Origin of the sequence: Streptomyces alboflavus (genome assembly GCF_000716675.1) — a bacterium.
GTDB lineage: Bacteria > Actinomycetota > Actinomycetes > Streptomycetales > Streptomycetaceae > Streptomyces > Streptomyces alboflavus.
Genome location: NZ_JNXT01000044.1, coordinates 18,212 through 36,485 on the forward strand (window position 1 = coordinate 18,212; position 18,274 = coordinate 36,485).

Sequence of the window (18,274 nt, forward strand, 5' to 3'; positions counted from 1 at the left end):
GCGAGCCGTGATGCTTCGTTACGTTACCTAAGCTTTAACGCGCTCTTGACGCACACCCCCATGCTCCGTCCGGCATCTCCGAACCTTCGTTCGATGTCGGTTTCCGACTCCGCGTCCGGGGCCGTATCGCCCTGCGCCTATGGTTGCTCCAGCACTCCAGGACCCGCACAAGCCCCGCCCTGCCGCTCGCGAAGGACAGCAAGGACAGCGATGCCCTCCAACACCAACGCCTCTTCCGGTCGCAAGTCCGGTAGGAAGAAGGGGCGCCGAGCCCGACTGATCGTGATCGTCCTGGTCCTGGCCGTCGTGGGAGGCATCGGTTTCGGCGCGTACTGGAGCATCAGCACCGTCCGTGCCTCCTTCCCGCAGACCAAGGGCTCCATCGACCTGAAGGGCCTGTCGGGCACGGTCGAGGTCAAGCGCGACGGCAACGGCATTCCGCAGATCTACGCCGAGTCCGACGAGGACCTGTTCATGGCACAGGGCTTCGTGCAGGCTCAGGACCGCTTCTGGGAGATGGACGTACGCCGCCATATGACCTCCGGCAAGCTCTCCGAGATGTTCGGGAAGAGCCAGGTCAAGACCGATGAGTTCCTGCGCACTCTCGGTTGGCACCGCGTGGCCAAGAAGGAGTACGACTCCAAGCTCTCGCCGAAGACGAAGAAGTACCTCCAGGCGTACGCCAAGGGGGTCAACGCCTACCTCGACGGCAAGGACGGCAAGGAGATCTCCGTCGAGTACGCGGCGCTCTCCTTCGAGAACGACTACAAGCCGCAGAAGTGGACTCCCGTCGACTCCATCGCCTGGCTGAAGGCCATGGCCTGGGACCTGCGCGGCAATATGCAGGACGAGATCGACCGCGCCCTGATGACGAGCCGCCTCGGCCCGTCGCAGATCAAGGACCTGTACCCGGAGTACCCCTTCGACCTGCACAAGCCCATCGTGCAGGAGGGCCGCTACAACGAGGTCACCGAGAAGTTCAGCGGCGACGACTCGACGGGCGCGCAGTCGGACACGGGTACGGGCACCGGGACCGGCACGGGCACTGGGACCGGCACGGGCACCGGGACCGGGACCGGGACCGGCACGGGAACGGGCACAGGAACCGGTACGGGCACGGGAACGGGCACCGGCACGGGAACCGCCAGCGGCCTGCAGTCCCAGCTCTCCGGCCTCTCCGACGTCCTCGACAAGATCCCGGACGCGGGCCTCGGCTCGAACGGCAACGGCATCGGGTCGAACTCCTGGGTGGTCGCCGGGGCGCACACCATCACCGGCAAGCCGCTCCTCGCCAACGACCCGCACCTCGCGCCGCAGCTGCCGTCCGTCTGGTACCAGATGGGCCTGCACTGCAAGTCGGTGTCGGCCAAGTGCCAGTACGACGTCAGCGGCTACACCTTCTCCGGGCTGCCCGGCGTGGTCATCGGCCACAACAAGGACATCGCCTGGGGCATGACGAACCTCGGCGCCGACGTCACCGACCTGTACCTGGAGAAGTTCACCGCCGACGGCTACCAGTACGACGGCAAGATCGTGCCGTTCAAGCCGCGCAAGGAGAAGATCAAGGTCGCGGGCGGCAAGACCAAGACGATCACGGTCCGGGAGACGAACAACGGCCCGCTGATCTCCGACCGCGACGACGAGCTGGTCAAGGTCGGCAAGAAGGCCCAGGTCGACGCGTCCGCGCCGGACCGCGGCGACGGCTACGGCATCGCCCTGCGCTGGACCGCCCTGGAGCCCGGCAAGTCCATGGACGCCGTCTTCGAGCTGAACAAGGCGAAGAACTTCAAGGAGTTCCGCAAGGCCGCCACCGACTTCGAGGTGCCCTCGCAGAACCTGATCTACGCCGACACCAAGGGCAACATCGGCTACCAGGCGCCCGGCAAGATCCCCACCCGGGGCAAGGGCGACGGCTCGCTGCCCGCGCCCGGCTGGGACCCCGACTACCGCTGGGGCGACCCGATCCCGCAGGACGCCCTGCCGTACGAGTACAACCCCAAGCGCGGCTACATCGTCACCGCCAACCAGGCCGTGATCGACGACGACGGCGGCAAGAAGTACCCGTACAAGCTCACGTCGGACTGGGGCTACGGCGCGCGCAGCCAGCGCATCGAGGACCTCATCAAGTCCAAGACGAAGAACGGCGGCAAGATCTCCACGGAGGACATGCGGCTGATGCAGACGGACAACAGCAGCGAGATCGCCCGGCTGCTCGTGCCCAAGCTGCTCAAGATCGACATCAACGACAAGCACGTCCGTGAGGCCCAGAAGCTCCTGGAGGGCTGGGACTACACCCAGGACGCCGATTCGGCCGCCGCCGCGTACTTCAACGCCGTCTGGCGCAGCATCCTGCAGCTCGCCATCGGCAACAAGCTCCCCAAGGAGCTGCGCGTCAAGGGCCAGTGCCTGTCCGTCGAGCCGACGGGCAACACCCGCCCGGCCGACGAGGAGAACCGGGTCCGCGAGTGCGGCGAGCGCGACGCGGACTCCGCCCAGCCCGACGGCGGCGACCGCTACTTCGAGGTCATCCGCAAGATCCTCGACGACCAGGACAACGACTGGTGGAAGACGCCGGGCACGCGCACCGACAAGGAGACCAAGAACCGCGACCAGCTGTTCGCGCGGGCCATGGAGGACGCCCGCTGGGACCTGACGGCCAAGCTCGGCAAGGACATCGACACCTGGAGCTGGGGGCGTCTGCACACCCTCACGCTGAAGAACCAGACGCTCGGCACCGAGGGTCCCGGCTGGCTCCAGTGGGTGCTCAACCGCGGCCCCTGGAAGCTCGGCGGCGGCGAGGCCACGGTCAACGCCACCGGCTGGAACGCGGCCGGCGGCTACGGAGTGATCTGGGTGCCCTCCATGCGGATGGTCGTGAACCTGAAGGATCTCGACAAGTCCCGCTGGATCAACCTCACCGGCGCCTCCGGGCACGCCTACAGCGACCACTACACCGACCAGACCGGCAAGTGGATCAAGGGCGAACTGCTGCCGTGGGCCTACTCCGAGAAGGCCGTCGAGGACAGCACGAACGACACCCTGGTGCTCAAGCCGTGACGGGCGCACCACGGACCGGATGACACGGGAAAGGGCCCTCCACGCGCGCGTGGAGGGCCCTTTCGCCGTACGGGACGCACTGCGGGGGCGCGCCCGCGGGTCATGCGAAGCGGCGCACCGCCGACGGCGTCACCACGGCGTGCACCGGCCGGTCGTGCGCCTCTTCGGGGACGTGCGCGACCACTTCGGAGTCGTACAGGAGCACCACCAGGGCGGGGGAGAGGGCGGCGCGCTCCAGGCGGGCGAGCACCCGGTCGTAGGAGCCGCCGCCGCGGCCGAGCCGCATCCCGCGCGCGTCCACGGCGAGCCCCGGGAGCAGCACCGCGTCGGCCTCCAGGACGGCGTCGGGGCCGAGGCGCGGGCCCGCGGGCTCCAACAGCGTCATCTTTCCGGAGTGTTGGACGGGGACGAGGGAGTCCGGTCCGTCGTACGCGGCCCAGTCCAGGTCGTTGTCCGGGAGCAGGACGGGCAGCAGGACCCGTGTCCCGCGCGTGTGGAGGGTGTCCAGAAGGGCACGGGTGCCGGGTTCGGTGCCTACGGAGACGTACGCCGCGACCGTGCGGGCGCCGGAGAGTTCGGGCAGCTCCAGGGCGCGCTCGGCGAGGGCGGCGGCTGTCTTCCGCGTGTCACCGGGCGTCAACCCGCGTCTTACCGTGAGGATCTCCGCGCGCAATGTGCGCTTGTTTCCCTTGCCCGGGCCGGGTTGATCCATGGTGAACTCACAAATCCTTCCTATTGTGCGCACATGTGGGCCTATATTCCGGAGCCACAGATTCCACACATAGGCACCGGTTAAGGTAACGCTCATGACTGAGTCTCCCCCCAAGATCACCAAGGCTGTCATCCCAGCAGCGGGACTTGGCACTCGCTTCCTGCCCGCCACGAAGGCGACGCCCAAGGAGATGCTGCCGGTCGTCGACAAGCCGGCGATCCAGTACGTGGTCGAAGAGGCTGTCGCCGCGGGCCTGGACGACGTCCTCATGATCACGGGCCGCAACAAGCGCCCCCTGGAGGACCACTTCGACCGCAACTACGAGCTGGAGTCCGCCCTCGCGAAGAAGGGCGACGAGTCCCGGCTCGCGAAGGTCCAGGAGTCCAGCGACCTGGCGACCATGCACTACGTCCGCCAGGGCGACCCCCGAGGACTCGGTCACGCCGTCCTGTGCGCCGCCCCCCACGTCGGCCGCGAGCCCTTCGCCGTGCTCCTCGGCGACGACCTGATCGACCCGCGCGACCCGCTGCTCGCGCGCATGGTCGAGATCCAGGAGCGGCACGGCGGCAGCGTCATCGCGCTCATGGAGGTCGCGCCCGAGCAGATCCACCTCTACGGCTGCGCGGCCGTCGAGCCCACCGCCGACGGCGACGTCGTGAAGGTGACCGACCTGGTCGAGAAGCCGGAGGCGGCCGACGCCCCGTCGAACTACGCGATCATCGGCCGGTATGTCCTCGACCCCCACGTCTTCGACATACTGCGCAAGACCGAGCCCGGCCGCGGCGGCGAGATCCAGCTCACCGACGCCCTCCAGCAGCTCGCCGCCGACGAGAAGATCGGCGGCCCGGTGCACGGCGTGGTCTTCAAGGGCCGCCGCTATGACACCGGCGACCGCGGCGACTATCTGCGTGCCATTGTCAGACTCGCGTGCGAACGTGAAGACCTGGGCCCTGACTTCAAGGCCTGGCTTCGCAGTTACGTCACCGAGGAGATGTAGCACTTGAGCAGCAGCGGCACGACGCACCACACCACCGGCCGGGACCGGCTCTGGTCGGTGGACGAGCATCTGGACGACATCCTCGCGACCGTCCGCCCCCTGGAGCCCATCGAGCTCCAGCTCCTCGACGCCCAGGGCTGTGTCCTGATCGAGGACGTCACGGTGCCCGTCTCGCTGCCGCCGTTCGACAACAGCTCCATGGACGGGTACGCGGTGCGGGTGGCCGACGTCGCGGGCGCGAGCGAGGAGTTCCCCGCCGTCCTCACGGTCATCGGGGACGTCGCCGCGGGCCAGGGCGAGCAGCCCACGGTCGGCCCCGGCGAGGCCGCCCGCATCATGACCGGCGCCCCGCTGCCGCCCGGCGCCGAGGCCGTCGTGCCTGTGGAGTGGACCGACGGCGGGCTCGGCCAGGGCCCCGCCACCGGCATGCGCGCCCACAGCGCGGCCCCCGAGGGCGCCTCCGGCGAGGTTCGGGTGCACCGCCCCGCCGAAGCACGCGCCCACGTGCGCGCGCGGGGCAGCGACGTCCGCGCCGGAGACCGCGCCCTCACCGCGGGCACGGTCCTCGGCGCCCCGCAGATCGCCCTGCTCGCGGCGATCGGCAGGGGCACGGTCAAGGTGCGCCCGCGCCCGCGCGTGGTCGTCATGTCCACCGGCAGCGAACTGGTCCAGCCCGGCGAGCAGTTGGCCGACGGCCAGATCTACGACTCCAACAGCTTCGCCCTCACCGCGGCCGCCCGCGAGGCCGGAGCCATCGCCTACCGCGTCGGCGCGGTCACCGACGACGCCGAGATCCTGCGCTCCACCATCGAGGACCAGCTGATCCGCGCCGACCTGCTCGTCACCACGGGCGGCGTCAGCGTGGGGGCGTACGACGTCGTCAAGGAGGCCCTGGACTCCATCGGCGACCCGGACGACGAGGAGGGCCTGGGCGCGGGCGGCGGGGTGGAGTTCCGCAAGCTCGCCATGCAGCCGGGCAAGCCGCAGGGGTTCGGCACCATCGGCCCCGACCACACCCCGCTCCTGGCCCTGCCGGGCAACCCGGTGTCGTCGTACGTCTCCTTCGAGATGTTCGTACGGCCCGCCGTGCGCGCCCTCATGGGCCTGCCGGACGTCCACAGGACCACCGCCCGCGCCCGGCTCACCGCCGACAAGGCGCTGACCTCGCCCGCGGGGCGGCGCCAGTTCCTGCGCGGACGCCACGACGCGGACGCGGGCACGGTCACGCCGGTCGGCGGCTCCGGGTCGCATCTGATCGCCGCCCTGGCCCACGCGGACGCCCTGATCGTCGTCCCCGAGGACACCACGTCCGTGGAGCCGGGCACGGACGTCGACGTGGTGCTGCTCGGCTGACCGGCCCCGCCGCCCGGGCGGGCGCGCGGCTCGGGCGGGGCGGCGCGGGGGCGGTACTGTGTCGCGCACAGCAGGCCCGCGCACCGCACCGCGCGGGGCCCGGACCGGGAGCGCCACAGCACATGAGCACGCAGCAGCGACTGACGCACATCGACGAGGCGGGCGCCGCCCGCATGGTCGACGTATCCGAGAAGGACGTGACCGCCCGCACCGCGCGCGCCAGTGGCCGCGTCCTGGTCTCGCCCCGCGTGATCGAGCTGCTGCGGGGTGAGGGCGTGCCCAAGGGCGACGCCCTCGCGACCGCCCGTATCGCCGGAATCATGGGCGCCAAGCGCACCCCCGACCTGATCCCGCTCTGCCACCCGCTGGCCGTCTCCGGGGTGAAGGTCGACCTGAGCGTCGCCGACGACGCCGTGGAGATCCTGGCCACCGTGAAGACGACCGACCGCACCGGCGTCGAGATGGAGGCCCTCACCGCGGTCACCGTCGCCGCCCTCACCGTCGTCGACATGGTCAAGGCCGTCGACAAGGGCGCCGTCATCACGGACGTGCGGGTCGAGGAGAAGACGGGCGGCAAGTCCGGCGACTGGAACCGGCGGGGAGCGGGGGCATGACCCACCGCGCGCCCGCCGACGCCGCGGCCGCGGCCGAGGGGAGCGAGGGCACGGCGTACCGGGCACTCGTCGTCACCGCCTCCAACCGCGCCGCCGCGGGCGTCTACGCCGACAAGGGCGGCCCGATCCTCGCCGAAGGCCTCGCCGCCCTCGGCTTCGCCGTCGACGGACCGCGGGTGGTGCCGGACGGCGACCCCGTCGAGCGGGCCCTGCGCGAGGGCGTCGCCGCCGGGTACGACGTCATCCTCACCACCGGCGGCACCGGCATCTCGCCCACCGACGCCACCCCCGAGGCGACCCGCCGCGTCCTCGACCACGACGTCCCCGGCATCCCCGAGGCGATCCGCGCGTACGGCCGCGAGAAGGTGCCCACCGCCGTGCTCTCCCGGGGCCTCGCCGGGGTCGCGGGGCGCACGCTGATCGTGAACCTGCCGGGCTCGAGCGGCGGCGTGCGCGACGGAATGGCCGTCCTCGCGCCCCTGTTGATCCACGCCGTCGACCAGTTGCGCGGCGGCGACCATCCGAGAACCGACGGGGGTGCGAGCTGAACAGCCCCAGCTGGCCCGCCGAGCTGACCGACGGCGATGTGGTCCTGCGGCCGATAAAACTGCGTGACCAGCGCGCGTGGCGCGAGGTCAACCGGCGCAACCGCGACTGGCTGCGCCCCTGGGAGGCCACGATCCCGCCGCCCACCCCCAGCGGCCCGGTCACCCACCGCCCCACCTACCGGCAGATGGTCCGGCACCTGCGCGCCGAGGCGAACGCGGGCCGCATGCTGCCGTTCGTCATCGAGTTCCAGGGCCGCCTCGTCGGGCAGTTGACGATCGCCGGGATCACCTGGGGGTCGATGTGCTCGGCCCATGTGGGCTACTGGGTCGACGAGTCGGTCGCGGGGCGCGGGGTGATGCCGACCGCCGTGGCGCTCGCCGTCGACCACTGCTTCCGCACCGTCGGGCTGCACCGCATCGAGGTCTGCATTCGGCCCGAGAACGCGCCGAGCCGCCGGGTCGTGGAGAAACTCGGATTCCGCGAGGAGGGGCTCAGGCCCCGCTATCTCCACATCGACGGGGCCTGGCGCGACCACCTGGTGTTCGCGCTCACCGTGGAAGAGGTGCCCGAAGGGCTGCTGCACCGCTGGCAGCAGGCACGTCCGCAGAACACCGCGTGACACCGCGTGACGTCCTCCGCGGAGCGTGGAACGGGCGCCTGACGGACCGTCGCGCCCCCGTCGCGGCACAATGCTGCCACTCTCATAAATGAAATACCTGTTCGAAATTGATCGGTGAGTGACCGTTAAATTCGGTGCCGCGTCGGCCTGTTGATCGCATCAGTCACAAAAAAAGTTCGAGATATCAGCCAGATCGTGCGACACACCGGCTCAATTGGCGGATGGCCTCGACAAAACCCCTCTACCGTGTGAGGCGTGAGCAGCAGCGGCCTCATCTACGCAGTCATCGTCGGGGCCTGGGCCGCCTACTTGGTGCCGATGTGGCTCCGTAGGCAGGACGAGCTCAACGAAGCTCGTCCGACGGAACGCTTCAGCACCGCCATCCGGCTGCTGTCCGGACGGGCGGGAATGGAGCGCCGTTACGCCAAGGACCTGCAAGCGCGCTCGCCTGAGGAGGAGGAGTCGCGCAGCGACCCGGACGTCGTGACCGACTCGGTCGACGTCCGGGCCTTCGCCGTGCCTCCGGGACAGGAACGCGAGGGGCGCGCCACGGACTCCCGCGGCCGCCCCCCGGCCGGCAGGCCTCAGGCCCGCGCGTCCGCCGCCGAACAGGCCAAGCCCGGCGCACAGGCGCGCGTCGGCGCGCGCCCGGCCGCCAAGCCGGGGTCCGGGCAGGGCCCGCGGACTGCCGGGGGCTCCGGCGCGGAGCGGGGTAAGGGGCAGGGGCAGGGCCAGGCGCACGGCCAGGGGCACGGCCAGGGCCAGAACCAGAACCAGGGCCAGAACCAGAGCCAGGGCCAGAGCCAGGGCCAGAGCCGGGGCCAGGGCCCGTCCGCCGCAGCCCGGCGCGCCGCCGCTGCCGACGCCGCCGCGCGGGCCCGGCGCACGAAGGTGCTCGCGCGCCGTCGCCGCACCACGGTCATGCTGTTCCTCACGTTCACGGTCGGCGCGATCGTCGCGGCGGTCGGCGGCTTGGCGTTCCTGTGGGCGCCCGCCGTCCCGGCCGCGCTGCTGAGCGCGTACATCGTCTATCTCCGCCGCCAGGAGCGGCGCCGCTTCACGTACACGATGGACCGGCGCCGGGCGGAGGCCGCCGCGCGGCGGCTGCGCGAGCGGCAGCCGCGCGGGCGCGAGGCGAGCGCCGAGCCCGCCGCCGAGGAGCCCGCCCCAGAGTCGGAGACCGGCCTGTCGGCGCTCGCCGCCGACCGCCGCGCCCTCGTCGAGCAGACCGACCACGCCGAGTGGGTCGACCAGCAGCGCGAACGCCAGCACGGCCCCGGCCGCGCCGACAGCTGGGACCCGGTCCCCGTACCGCTGCCGACGTACGTGACGGCGCCGGTCGCCCCGCGCGCCCCCGGCAGCGTCGACCTGGGCGCCCCCGACACCTGGAGCTCGGCCCGCTCCAGCACCGCCGAGCCCGCCGCCGACCGCAGGCAGGCGCCCGAGGCGGCGGCGCCCGCCGACGAGCAGCGGGCGGACGACGCCGAGGGCGACGAGAGCGGAGCCGACGGCGGCCGCAGCGACGCCCGCCGCGCGGCCTCCGCCCGCCGCTCCCGCGAGCGCGGCCGCACCCCCCTGTTCGACCAGTACGACGACGGCGCCGACGGACGCCCGCGCGCCGCCAACGAGTGACAGGCGGGCCCGGCGGCCACCCGTGAGGTGCCGCGCGCCCGCCTCCTCGACCGGCCCGGACGCGCCGGTCCGACCAGCGCGGACGCACCTGTCCGACCCGCCCGGGCGGGCCACCCTGACCAGCACGGGAACGGATTTCCAAGCACCCGGATGGGGATGCTAGAGTTTCACTCGTTGCAAGGGCCTGTGGCGCAGTCCGGTAGCGCACCTCGTTCGCATCGAGGGGGCCAGGGGTTCAAATCCCCTCAGGTCCACTGCACAAGGAGATCCCGTCCGATCGAAAGATCGGGCGGGATCTTTTCGTTGTGCCATGTGTACGTCGGCCAAGCATCCTGCCTGCGTCGGCAATTGACGTGATGACACAAGGAGACCCCTGCATGTGGAACGGCGACGCACTCGACCTCGACGCCTATCTGGCGCGCCTCGGGTATGAAGGGGACCGCTCGCCCTCGCTCGCGACGCTGCGTGCCCTGCACCGGGCCCATGTGCTCTCCGTTCGCTGGGAGAACGTCGAGGCGGTGCTGCGCAAGTACCGGCCGCTCGACCTGGAGTCCGTCCAGGCCAAGCTGATCGGCTCCCGCCGTGGCGGGACCTGCTTCGAGCACGTCACCCTGTACGCGGCCGCCCTGGAACGGCTCGGGTTCCGGTTCGTCGTGGTGCAGGGGCGGGTGCAGATGGGCGAGACGAAGATCCGGCCCGAGACGCACGCCGCAGTGATCGTGGAACTTGACGGGAAGCGCTGGCTCAGTGACGTCGGGTTCGGGGCCAGCCCCCTGGAGCCCATCGAGGTGACCGACGCGACCGACGTGAACGACGGCACCTGGGCGTACCGGCTGCGGCGCCAGGAGGTCACCCCCGGCGCCGACGGCTGGGCGCTCTACCAGCCCGCGGGCAAGGGGCTTCCCGACAACTCCGGCGACGGCTGGACGGTCCGGCACACCTTCACGCTCCACCCGCAGTACCCCACCGACCTGCGCGTCACCAACCACTTCGGCGCCAGCAGCCGCCACTCGGCCTTCGGCGACCGCGTCTTCGTGCAGCGCCTGCACCCGGACCGGCTGCACCTCCTGGACAACCGGCAGCTGACCACGGTCACGCCGGGGCGGCCCGGCCCGCCGGAGAGCCGGGAGCTGGCGGCGCACGAGGTGCCCCAGGTGCTCGCCGACGTCTTCGGCGTCGAGCTGTCGGCCGAGGACGCCGAGCTGCTGCTGCCCAAGCTGGTCTGAGGTGGTCGGCCCGCCGGTCCCGGGCGTCGGGGCCGCCGCGCCCGGGCGTCGGGCCCGCCGGTCCGGGGTGCATCGGCCCTTCGGCCCGGGAGCGTCCGTTCCTCAGTCCGGGAGCAGCGCGAGGGTCAGGTCGCGCAGGCGGGCCGGGTCCGCGACGACCTCGTACGACGTGACCCTGCCCGATCTCACCGTGAGGGTGAGGGCGAGCAGGAGGCGGCCGCGCGGGGCGACGACGATGCCGGGGGTGCCGTCGAGGAGGAGCACGGCCGCGTGCCGGGCGTTGCGGGCGAGCAGGACCGTCTCGCGGGCCACCGCCTCGGCGCCTTGGATCTCGGCGGCCGTGCCCGGCGGGAGCACTGCCGGGTCGGCGCGGCGGACCACGTCCGGGGCGAGTACCGCCAGGAGGGCCCCGAGGTCGCCGCCGCGGGCCGCGGCGAGGAAGGCCTCGACTGCCCGCCGGTGCCCGGCCGGGTCCGTCTGCGGGCGGGCCGGGTCCGCCTGCGGGACGGCCGGGGTGCCGCGCACCTTGCTGCGGGCGCGGCTCGCCAGCTTCTTCGCGGCCACCGGTGAGCGCTCCACGATGGCCGCGATCCGGTCGAAGGGCACGGCGAAGGAGTCGTGCAGCACGAAGGCGACCCGCTCCGCCGGGCCCAGCGTGGCGAGGACCACGAGCAGGGCGCGGCCCACCGACTCGATCAGGAGCGCCTCCTCCTCGGGGGTGTGCGCGTCGGCGGCGGCGATGTGGTCGGGGATCCGGCCGCCGACGAAGTCCTCCCGGCGGGTGCCGCGGGTGCGGAGCATGTCCAGGCAGACGCGGGAGACGACGGTCGTCAGCCAGGCGGGCAGGTTCTCCACCGGCTCGGGCAGGTTCTCCACCGGCTCGGGGTGGTCGGGAGCTGGATTGGGACGGTCGGGAGCTGGCTCGGGGCTGCCGGGAGCCGGACCGGGGTGGTCGGGAGCCGGGCCGGGGCCGCCGGGGTCCGGCTCGGCGCGGTCGGGGTCCGGATCGGGGCTGCCGGGCGCCGGGCCGCGGCGTCCCCGGGCCCCGGCGGCCGTGCGGCTCAGGCGCAGCCACGTCTCCTGCACCGCGTCGTCCGCCTCGTGCAGCGAGCCCAGCATGCGGTACGCGATGCCCCGCAGCCGCCCGCGCTGCGCCTCGAAGCGGTCCGCCAGTGCGGCCGGCTCGTCCATCGGTCACCTTTCCCTCGCGTGCTCCGTCACCTCCTTGACGTACCGGACCACATGGGATGTGACAGGAGTTGAATCGACGTGAGCACCATGGGTGACGCAGAGGTCATGGGGGACATCAGGGGCGGTGGACTGCTGCATCTGGACTCCGGCGCCGACCGGCGCGCGCAGTCCGTGACGCGGGCGCTGGGCGGTCTGTTCGCGCGGAGCTGGCGGGAGCGGTACGGGGACGCCGGGTACCGGCACCGGGACCTGGCCGCCGAGCCGGTGCCCCCGCTGGGCTCCGGCTTCGTCTCGCTCGGGACGCGTACGGAACGGCAGGGAGCCGTACCGCTCGCGAAGGTGGCCGCGCTGGCCGAGGGCGCCGACGAGGAGCGGGAGTGGGCGCTGACGCTGCCGCTGGTCGAGGAGGTGCGGGCGGCGGGGACCCTGCTGCTCGGGGTGCCCATGTACAACTTCGGGGTGCCCGCGGCGCTGAAGGCGTGGATCGACCGGGTGTCCTTCCCGGGGGCGTACACCGACCCGGACAGCGGGCGGTCGGTGCTCGGCCGGACGCGGGTCGTGGTGGTCGCCGCGTGCGGCGGTGGCTACGGGCCGGGCACGCCGCGCGAGGGCTGCGACTTCCAGGTGCCCTACCTGCGGGCGTTCTTCGGCGCCCTCGGGGTGCCCGACGAGGAGCTGCACGTCGTGCGGGCCGAGCTGACGCGGTCCGGGGACATCGCCGCGCTCGCCCCGTTCAAGGACCTCGCGGCGGACTCGCTCGCGGCGGCGCGGGCGGCGGTCGCCGAGCTCGCCGTACGTCCTCACGGCAGGAGTGCCGTAGGTCCTCACGACAGGAGTGCCGTACGTCCTCACGACAGGCGTCCGGACGCTCTCCACATGTGAGAAATGTCCTGATCGATACATTTGAGGCATGTGGAGCAGCCCGGGCCGCCCCGGCAGGACCGTCGCCGCCGTCTGCGGCATGGCCCTGACGGCCGTGCTCTGCGGCGGCTGCGCCGAGCACGGCGGTCTGTACGTGGAGGGGCCCGCGCTGCGGCCCTCGCGGATCAGCGGGCCCGTGTACGTCGCCGACGCGCTCGGCTCGCCGCTGCAGAAACCGGCCGTCGTCGGGCTCACCGACGACGTCGCGATGTCCTCGCTGCGCTGGAAGGGCTGGGGCGGGCCTACCGCGCGCGCCACCGGGAGGCTGAGCGGCACCTGGTGTCTGCCCGGGTGCTCGCGGGAGCCGTACGCCGCGACCCTGACGCTCAGCGGCGTCGAGCGGCAGGACGCGGCCGCGTACGCCTACCGGCGGGCGACCGTCGAACCGGAGCGGCCCGAGGCGCTGCCGCCCGCCGCGGTGAACGTGCAGTTCCAGGGGATCCGGCTGATGGTCCCGGAGTTCTGAGCCGCCGTGGGGCTGCGGACGAAGATCGGGATCGCCATCGCGGGCACGGCCGCCGTGGTGTCGGTCGTGATCGGTCTGCTCGTGCACCACCGGACGGTCGAGGCGCAGTACGCGAGCGCCCGCAGCCAGGCCAGGGACCGGCTGCAGACCGCCGTCCAGGACCACGCCGCCGGGATCGACGGCGACCGCACGCTGATCGACCCGCCCGATCTGCCGAGGCCCCTCGCCGACGCCGTGCGGCGGGGTAAATGGGGCAGCTATCTCGACTGGAGCGGGAAGGTGCCGCAGATGTGGGCGGCCAGCGTGTACCGCGACGAGGTCGTCGCCCTGAAGCGGCCCTACGAGCGGGAGGCCGAGACCGTCCGCGACCTCGACCGGGTGCTGTGGATCTCCGGCGCCATCGGGACCGCGCTCGCCTGTGTCGCCGGGCTGCTCGTCGCCACCCGGCTCGGGCGGCGGCTCACCGCGTCCGCGGACACCGCGCAGCGCATCGCCGACGGGGATCTGACCGCGCGCCTGCCGCTGCGCGGCCAGGACGAGATCACCAGGCTGACCGCCGCCGTGAACACCATGGCCGACGCCCTCGCCGGGCGGCTGCGGGCCGAGCGCGAGGTCACCGCCAACATCGCGCACGAGCTGCGGACGCCGGTCGCGGGGATGGTCACCGCGGCCGGGCTTCTGCCGCCCGGGCGGCCCGCCGAACTGGTGCGGGAGTCCGCCGCGCGGTTGCGGGAGCTGGTCGACGACGTGATCGAGGTGGCTCGGCTCGATGGCGCGGGGGAGGAGGTGCGGGTCGAGGTGTGCGGGGTGGGGGAGGTGGTGCGGCGGGCCGTCGCGGGGGTGCGGGCTGTTTCCGGGGGTGCTGAGGCCGGGCGTGCCGGGGCCGGGGGTGCCGAGGCCGGGGGTGATGGGGCCGGGGGTGCCGGGGGTGCTCCGAACGGGGTGCGCGTGGAGGTGGTGCGGGACGCCTCGGTCGAGACCGATCCTCGGCGGGTGGAGCGGATCGTGGTCAACCTCGTCAGCAACGCCCTGCGGCACGGGCGGGAGCCGGTCGTGGTGGAGGTCGACGGGGGTGTGGTGCGGGTGCGGGATGCCGGGGACGGCTTTCCTGAGGGGTTGCTCGCGGGTGGGCCGCAGCGGTTCCGCACGGGGGCGGAGGGGACCGGTCTCGGTCTCGGGCTCACCATCGCGGTGGGGCAGGCGAAGGTGCTGGGGGCGTCCTTGCGGTTCGCCAATCCGGACGGGGGCGGGGCTTTGGCGGAGCTGGACCTGACGGGGACCGTGGTCCACGCCGACCCCTCGCGCCTCGCCGACCCCTCGCGCCTCGCCGACCCCTCGCCCCGCGCCGACCCGCCGGACAGGCCCTAGCGCAAGGGCTTCGCGAAGCAGCGGCTCAAGGGGGAGTCGCGGTAGTAGCCGAACTTGGGGCAGGGCTCGTAGGCGGTCGAGGTGTAGAGGGCTATGGCCTCGGGCTGCTTGCTGCCGGTTTCGAGGACCATGCGGGTGCGGCCCGCCTCGCGGGCGTCGGACTCCAGGGCCGCGAGGATGCGGCGGGCGAGGCCGAGGCCCCGGGCCTCCGGGGTGACGTACATGCGCTTGATCTCGGCATCCCCGTCGGCGTACCCCTCGCCGTTCTGGTCCATCGCGCGCCAGCCGCCCGTGGCCAGCGGGGTGCCCGCGTCGTCGTACGCGATGAGGTACAGGCCGTACGGCGGCTTGAACATGGCCGCGTCCAGCGGGGTCGCGTCGCCCTCGTCGCCGTAGCGCTCGGCGTATTCGAGCTGGACGCGGTCGTTGAGCTTGACGGCGTCCGGGTGGTCGAAGGCGACGGGCTGTATGTTCATGCTCTCCATCGTACTTCTATGCAGGGCCGAGGGGGCGGCGACGGATTCCGGGCGCCTACCAGTGTGCCGGTATCGTGCCGGGATGCTCACAGTGACCAGCGTGAATGTGAACGGCCTGCGTGCCGCCGCCAAGAAGGGCTTCGTGGAGTGGCTCGCCGGGACCGGCGCGGACGTGCTGTGTCTGCAGGAGGTGCGGGCCGAGCCGCAGCAGCTGCCGGACGAGGTCAGGGACCCGGAGGGCTGGTACGTCACGCACGCCCCGGCCGCCGCGAAGGGCCGCGCGGGGGTGTCGCTGTACACGCGGCGCGAGCCGGAGCGGGTGCGGGTGGGCTTCGGGTCGCAGGAGTTCGGCGGCAGCGGGCGGTACGTGGAGGCCGACCTGCCGGGCGTCACCGTCGCGAGCCTGTACCTGCCCTCGGGTGAGGTCGGCACCGAGCGGCAGGACGAGAAGGTCCGGTTCATGGGGGAGTTCCTCACGTACCTGAAGGACCTCAGGGCGCGGGCCGCCGCCGACGGGCGTGAGGTCCTCGTCTGCGGGGACTGGAACATCGCCCACCAGGAGGCCGACCTCAAGAACTGGAAGGGCAACAAGAAGAACTCCGGCTTCCTGCCCGAGGAGCGGGCCTGGATGGGGGAGGTCTTCGAGGACTTCGGCGACGACGTGATGCGCGCGCTGCACCCGGACGTCGAGGGCCCCTACTCCTGGTGGTCCTACCGCGGCCGCGCCTTCGACAACGACACGGGCTGGCGCATCGACTACCACGTGGCGACGCCGGGCCTCGCCGGGCGCGCCGTCAAGGGCTACGTGGAGCGGGCCGCCACGCACGCCGAGCGCTGGTCGGACCACGCGCCGGTCACCGTCGTCTACGAGTAGGCCGGTCACCGTCGTCTACGAGTAGTCCGATCGGCGTCGTCCGCGAGTGGCTCGGTCACCGTCGTCGGGGAGTGGTCCGGGCGGCGGCCGGCGGGCGAAGTCGCGGCCAAAAGTCCGGCGGAGGGCTGTCCGGGCGCCGCGTGGCGTGGCAGATTGCGGTCGCGCTCGTCGTTCATGATGAGCGCGCCAACTGATCCTCGTGCGGGGGTGCTTCATGTCTGCTGGTCCTTCCGGAGGTCTTTCCAGACGCGGGCTGCTGGCCGGTGCCGCGGGCGCGGTGGCGGGCGCGGGACTCGCGGGGGCGCTGCCCGCGGGCGCGGCGCACGCGGCGGCCGACGCGACCGCGGCGTCCCCGGGCGCCGCTCCGGCTCCGTACGCCAGCGGCCCCGGCATCCCCCCGGGCACCCCGCCCATCCTCGTCACCGAGCAGGCGAGCAAGCGGCTCCTCCTGCTCGACCCGCGCCGCCGCGTCTGGGACCCGGCGGCCGAACCGGGCGTCGTGCGCTGGCAGTTCTCACCGCTCGGCGACCCCCGCTACCGGGACCTCCAGCCCGAGGCCAGCTGGGTGTACCCGTGCGAGGCGAAGGTGCGCGTGCACCGCAAGCGGACCCTCGTGCTGACCACGGCGTCGTTCGGGTTCGTGGCCGCCGTCGAGTACCCCACGGGGCGCCGCTACTGGGGCGCCGCGCTCGGCCCCGGCGACGACCTCTTCAACCCGCACAGCGCGGAGGTCCTGCCGGACGGCAACGTCGCGGTGGCGTGCAGCTCCGGCGCGCTCGTGCGGTTGTACGCCGCCTCGCTCGGACCCACCGCGACGCGGTACGCCGAGGACCGCCTCAAGGGTGCGCACGGGCTGCACTGGGACCGCGCCCGCCGGGTCCTGTGGGCGCTCGGCGACGACGACCTGGTGGCGTACGCGGTCGGCGGCACCCCCGCGCGGCCCACGCTGACGCGGACGTCCGTGACCCCGCTGCCGGTCGCCGTGCCCGGGAAGACCGCGGGCGGGCACGACCTGTTCCCCGTCGCGGGCAGGCCGGGGCGGCTGTGGGTGACGACGAACGCGGGCGTGTTCCAGTACGACCGGCGCCACGGCACCTTCGTCCGCGACTACCCGGGCCACGAGCTGATCGACCGGGCGTCGGTGAAGGCCGTCGGCAACGACCCGCGCACCGGGCAGGTCCTCAGCACCGTGCCGGAGAAGGGCCTCGAAGAGACCTGGTGGACCACGAAGGTGGGCGTGCACCGGCCCACGGGGACGTACACGCTGGTCAACGGGGGGATCTACAAGGCGCGTTGGTGGCTGCCGCGCTGAGCCCCGGCCTGCCGGGCCCCGGTCGTCCGACCTCTACCCGGCCGAGCCCCGCGCACCCGCACCCGCGTCCTCGTCCGGCTTCTCGCCCGCGAGCCGCCGGTCGAGCGCCAGCGAAAGCTCCGCCTCCACCACGGCCTTGGCGACAGGCCGCAGCATCTCGACGCTGACGTCCGCGTCGTCGGGGGCGTGCGTGCGGACCACCGTCAGGAACAACTCGGCCAGCGCGTCGGTGTGTTCGCGCACGCGCTGGCCCGCCTCCAGGACCGCGGCGAGCGGGATGCCCTTGCGCACCAGGGTGGTCGAGGCGTCCAGGAGGCGGCGGCTGATGTGGACGATCTCGTCGCCGTCGGTGCCGAGATAGCCGAGGTCCAGGGCCGCCGACAGGTTCTCGGGGGTGACCTCGCCCGCGAAGCGGTCGGCCAGCTCCTCCGGGGTGAGGCGGACCGGGGTCTCCTCCGACGGGCCGTCCATGCCGAGGAGTTCGGCCACATCGCGGCCCTGCTCGAAGGCCTCGGCCAGCTCCGCGATGCCGTTCAGGGTGTGGCCGCGCTCCAGGAGTGCGGCGATGGTGCGCAGGCGGGCCAGGTGGTGCTCGTCGTACCAGGCGATGCGGCCCTCGCGGCGCGGTGGCGGGATGAGGCCGCGCTCGCGGTAGAAGCGGACGGTGCGGACGGTGATGCCGGCCTCCTTGGCCAGTTCCTCCATGCGGAACTCGCGTAGGTCCGCCGCCGCTGCCGGGTCTCCCGTGTGATCTGCCACGTGAGCAGCCTATGTCGGGACGGCTGCGCCGCGCCGGGGTCGTACCGCCGGTAACTTTCTCGCTCCCGACCCCTACCCATGAGTACGAGCCTGTTCTACGCTCCCCATTGCGCCAGTACTTACTGGCAGAGTCACACCTCGGGAGGCG

The 18,274-nt window shown here is 72.7% G+C and carries 17 protein-coding genes and 1 tRNA gene; 14 read left to right on the plus strand and 4 right to left on the minus strand.

The annotated features are described in order from the left end of the window. The first annotated feature begins 210 nt into the window (after nucleotides 1-210). Nucleotides 211-3,057 (plus strand): penicillin acylase family protein, encoded by a 2,847-nt coding sequence (locus OO63_RS28565; protein ID WP_030359418.1) that lies wholly within the window; start codon nucleotides 211-213, stop codon nucleotides 3,055-3,057. A 100-nt stretch (nucleotides 3,058-3,157) separates the two neighbouring features. Here OO63_RS28565 and OO63_RS28570 read toward each other — a convergent pair whose 3' ends face one another. Next, entirely contained in the window at nucleotides 3,158-3,769 is a 612-nt protein-coding gene (locus OO63_RS28570) for a 5-formyltetrahydrofolate cyclo-ligase (RefSeq protein WP_078619416.1), read from the minus strand. Between the two features lie 94 nt (nucleotides 3,770-3,863). On the opposite strand from OO63_RS28570, the gene galU reads away from it, so the two are divergent. From galU to OO63_RS28610, 8 genes are all read left to right on the plus strand, one after another. Further along, nucleotides 3,864-4,766 (plus strand): UTP--glucose-1-phosphate uridylyltransferase GalU, encoded by a 903-nt coding sequence (gene galU / locus OO63_RS28575; RefSeq protein WP_030359420.1) that lies wholly within the window; start codon nucleotides 3,864-3,866, stop codon nucleotides 4,764-4,766. Between the two features lie 3 nt (nucleotides 4,767-4,769). Beyond that, entirely contained in the window at nucleotides 4,770-6,119 is a 1,350-nt protein-coding gene (gene glp / locus OO63_RS28580; RefSeq protein WP_030359421.1) for a molybdotransferase-like divisome protein Glp, read from the plus strand. A 122-nt stretch (nucleotides 6,120-6,241) separates the two neighbouring features. Continuing rightward, entirely contained in the window at nucleotides 6,242-6,733 is a 492-nt protein-coding gene (gene moaC, locus OO63_RS28585; RefSeq protein ID WP_030359422.1) for a cyclic pyranopterin monophosphate synthase MoaC, read from the plus strand. After that, complete coding sequence (locus OO63_RS28590; protein WP_051811288.1) at nucleotides 6,730-7,281, plus strand: MogA/MoaB family molybdenum cofactor biosynthesis protein; 552 nt, start codon at nucleotides 6,730-6,732, stop codon at nucleotides 7,279-7,281. The genes moaC and OO63_RS28590 overlap by 4 nt, the downstream gene beginning before the upstream one ends. Next, nucleotides 7,278-7,901, plus strand: a complete 624-nt coding sequence (locus OO63_RS28595; protein WP_030359424.1) for a GNAT family N-acetyltransferase — start codon at nucleotides 7,278-7,280, stop codon at nucleotides 7,899-7,901. The genes OO63_RS28590 and OO63_RS28595 overlap by 4 nt, the downstream gene beginning before the upstream one ends. 255 nt (nucleotides 7,902-8,156) lie before the next feature. After that, nucleotides 8,157-9,533 carry a divisome protein SepX/GlpR gene (gene sepX / locus OO63_RS28600; RefSeq protein WP_030359425.1) on the plus strand — a complete coding sequence of 459 codons (1,377 nt, stop codon included), beginning with the start codon at nucleotides 8,157-8,159 and terminating at the stop codon, nucleotides 9,531-9,533. Between the two features lie 180 nt (nucleotides 9,534-9,713). After that, nucleotides 9,714-9,787 (plus strand) — tRNA-Ala (locus OO63_RS28605). 123 nt (nucleotides 9,788-9,910) lie between these two features. Beyond that, nucleotides 9,911-10,759 (plus strand): arylamine N-acetyltransferase family protein, encoded by an 849-nt coding sequence (locus tag OO63_RS28610; RefSeq protein ID WP_030359426.1) that lies wholly within the window; start codon nucleotides 9,911-9,913, stop codon nucleotides 10,757-10,759. Nucleotides 10,760-10,861: 102 nt separating this feature from the next. Here the strand turns inward: OO63_RS28610 and OO63_RS28615 are convergent, their stop codons facing one another. Continuing rightward, nucleotides 10,862-11,950, minus strand: a complete 1,089-nt coding sequence (locus OO63_RS28615; protein ID WP_030359427.1) for a sigma factor — start codon at nucleotides 11,948-11,950, stop codon at nucleotides 10,862-10,864. An 87-nt stretch (nucleotides 11,951-12,037) separates the two neighbouring features. On the opposite strand from OO63_RS28615, the gene OO63_RS28620 reads away from it, so the two are divergent. From OO63_RS28620 to OO63_RS28630, 3 genes are read left to right on the plus strand one after another with little or no spacing between them, the layout of a single operon-like run. Continuing rightward, nucleotides 12,038-12,832, plus strand: coding sequence for an FMN-dependent NADH-azoreductase (locus OO63_RS28620; protein WP_234311233.1), 795 nt, complete (start codon nucleotides 12,038-12,040; stop codon nucleotides 12,830-12,832). A gap of 28 nt (nucleotides 12,833-12,860) precedes the next feature. Beyond that, entirely contained in the window at nucleotides 12,861-13,337 is a 477-nt protein-coding gene (locus OO63_RS28625; RefSeq protein WP_030359429.1) for a hypothetical protein, read from the plus strand. A 6-nt stretch (nucleotides 13,338-13,343) separates the two neighbouring features. Continuing rightward, nucleotides 13,344-14,705 (plus strand): sensor histidine kinase, encoded by a 1,362-nt coding sequence (locus tag OO63_RS28630; protein WP_063750469.1) that lies wholly within the window; start codon nucleotides 13,344-13,346, stop codon nucleotides 14,703-14,705. Here the strand turns inward: OO63_RS28630 and OO63_RS28635 are convergent. Beyond that, on the minus strand, nucleotides 14,702-15,181 hold the full coding sequence (locus tag OO63_RS28635; protein WP_030359431.1) for a GNAT family N-acetyltransferase: 480 nt from the start codon (nucleotides 15,179-15,181) through the stop codon (nucleotides 14,702-14,704). The two genes, OO63_RS28630 and OO63_RS28635, sit on opposite strands and share 4 nt — an antisense overlap. An 82-nt stretch (nucleotides 15,182-15,263) precedes the next feature. On the opposite strand from OO63_RS28635, the gene OO63_RS28640 reads away from it, so the two are divergent. Further along, entirely contained in the window at nucleotides 15,264-16,055 is a 792-nt protein-coding gene (locus OO63_RS28640) for an exodeoxyribonuclease III (protein WP_030359432.1), read from the plus strand. A 214-nt stretch (nucleotides 16,056-16,269) separates the two neighbouring features. Further along, nucleotides 16,270-17,367 carry a DUF6528 family protein gene (locus OO63_RS28645; RefSeq protein WP_157854067.1) on the plus strand — a complete coding sequence of 366 codons (1,098 nt, stop codon included), beginning with the start codon at nucleotides 16,270-16,272 and terminating at the stop codon, nucleotides 17,365-17,367. A 33-nt stretch (nucleotides 17,368-17,400) separates the two neighbouring features. Here the strand turns inward: OO63_RS28645 and OO63_RS28650 are convergent, their stop codons facing one another. Further along, nucleotides 17,401-18,072, minus strand: a complete 672-nt coding sequence (locus OO63_RS28650) for a MerR family transcriptional regulator (protein WP_051811289.1) — start codon at nucleotides 18,070-18,072, stop codon at nucleotides 17,401-17,403. Nucleotides 18,073-18,274: the final 202 nt, after the last annotated feature.